We start from the raw sequence: 2,252 nt of genomic DNA on the forward strand, positions 1-2,252 counted from the left end.
GCCGTCGCCGCCATGGAAAATCATGGCCTGGCGCTCCCAGGGCGTGCCGTTGGCGGGCAGTTTGATGGCCGAAAGGGCCGTCACGGTTTTGTCGAAGCTGAGACGGGTCTCTTCACTGACGGCCGTGCCGTCGGCGACCACATGGCGCGGCAGGCCGCCGTCCGCGACCATATCCAGCGGCGGCTGCGGCGGCCGGTGGCCGGCGATGCCGGCGATATAAAACGGATAGCCGGGGTTGCCGGCGGCGATATCGGGCAATTTGACCTGGCCGTCTTCGATAGCCACTTTCGCGCCCGGCTGCGGCGCCATGGCCATGGTCGGCAGCGGCACGACGGCCGGGATCGGCGTGCCGGCCAGAATTTCCCGATCGGGCAGCGCGCGGGCGCCGGGCGCCGGCTTGCCGTCGGCAGCGAGCACGGTGCCGGTCTCCAGCACGTCATGCACGCGCATCAGAGACCACATGCCGCCGGCGAAATGCGGGTAGAAATGGCAGTGGAAGATTGAATCGCCGGCCGTGCGGTTGCGGTTGCCGCCGCCGTGATAAGCGATTTCATAGGTATAGCCGCTGCCCGGCCCGATGCTTTGGCTGTCCAGATAGGCCGAGTTGTCGCTGTCGGGCGTGTGCAGCCATTGATGGGCATGCAGGTGGAAGATGTGGTGTTCCTTGGGGCCGGCATGCAGGTTGCGGAATTTGACCCGGTCGTTCAGGTAGCTGTGGTGCACGTTGGACGGGTCAGCCGGGAAAAAAGCCTGGGTCGCGAATTGCGGGTTGGCGACGACGCCCAGCTGGCCGTCGGAGTTGACACCCGCGGGCACATCCACGACCATGGCCGGATCGCCGAGCACCCAGGAGGTCAAGAAGAATTCCTCGTACTTGCAATCGACGCAGTCCTTCATCGGGCCGAGTCCGAGGCGGTTGGCGATGATCTCCGAGCCGATGCCGCCGGTGCCGTAGTTGATGGCGAAGACGTCCCGGACACCGAACAGGGTGTGGCTGAGCACCGGATCATTGAACCAGTCTGGAAACGCCTGTACGGCTTTGGCTTCGTCGTGGAAAATGACCGTGAACTCGCGGAACGGATCGAGGCGGTCCGGATACACGGCATTTTTGGGTTCGACAGCCGGGCTGAATTTGCCCTGGTTGGGTCCGGTGATGATGGCATTGAGATCGGAGTGGACGATCTGGTTGCGGCTGTCGAGCAGGCTCAGGATAGGCCGGCCGGCCAGCGGATGCGGCGCCGTGCCTTCGATCCGCCAGCTGTACGGGGCCGCTGCCAGCGCGCTGACGGCTGTGATCGGCGCCACGAGGGCCGAGCCATCGGTGTTGACCCGTCTGATCGTGCCCTTGAAGTCGCCCATGATCAGGGTCTTGCCTTGATCGCCGGGGATGAAACCGGTATCGCTGGTCAGGCGGCTCAGGATCGCTCGATAAAGACCGCCCCGCGCCGCCGCCAGCGTCAGCTTTTCCTGCGGCTTGCGGGTTTCGACGGCAGGATAGACGGCCTGATAGTCGATGACCGGATAAAATTTGCCGTCGGACGCGGACAGCGTCGAGGAAGTCGCGGCCAGGGCCAGGTCCTGTTCGGTGACCTGGCTGCGGTACCATTCCGCGCCCTGGTTCTCGACATTGACGGCGCCGAACAGGCCGTGCGCCAGCGAGCCGCCGTCGCCTTCGCCGCCGGTCGTGGCGGCGGTGCTGTAGGCCAGGAAGGTGCCTTCCTTCTCGGCATAAAACGTATAGGTCAGGCTGCCACCGGGAGCTACCAATCCGCTAGGGTTGTTGCCGACCTTGGAGGCGTCGGAGACGATGTCTTTCGGCTGCAGGCCCATGACATGGAACGAGGCCGTGCGCGTGGCGGGGCCGTCGTCATTGCGGACCGGCGTGCTGTTGGGCGGATCGCTGGGCGGCACGGGGGCTGGTAGAGAGCCCGCCAGATTCTGGCTCAGCCAGTTGGTGAAGCGGACCTGCAGACAATCGCCCTCGTTAACACGCAAGGTCAGCGGCCTGGGCCGATGGTCAGGCCGCAGCATGGCATTGCCGGGGCCGGGATTCGGGCCGCCGGCCCGATCCACGACATCGGCCTTCAGCGCGTAGATCATGCCGGCGGGATTCATCGCGCCCAGGCGGTTGTAATAAAACACCTGGTCCAGCGCGACCACATCGGCCGACACGGTGTTTTTGCAATTGGCGTGCGCCGGGCCGGCATAGGCCAGCGCCACGGCGAGCAAGGGTAGACAGACGACGCCTGCCG

Annotated in this window: 1 pseudogene; it reads right to left on the minus strand. The window is 65.4% G+C overall.

The features are described from left to right. Positions 1-2,252: pseudogene (locus tag IT781_RS21665) on the minus strand (hypothetical protein); the annotation flags it as partial.

This window comes from Methylobacter sp. BlB1 (genome assembly GCF_015476545.1).
GTDB lineage: Bacteria > Pseudomonadota > Gammaproteobacteria > Methylococcales > Methylomonadaceae > Methylobacter.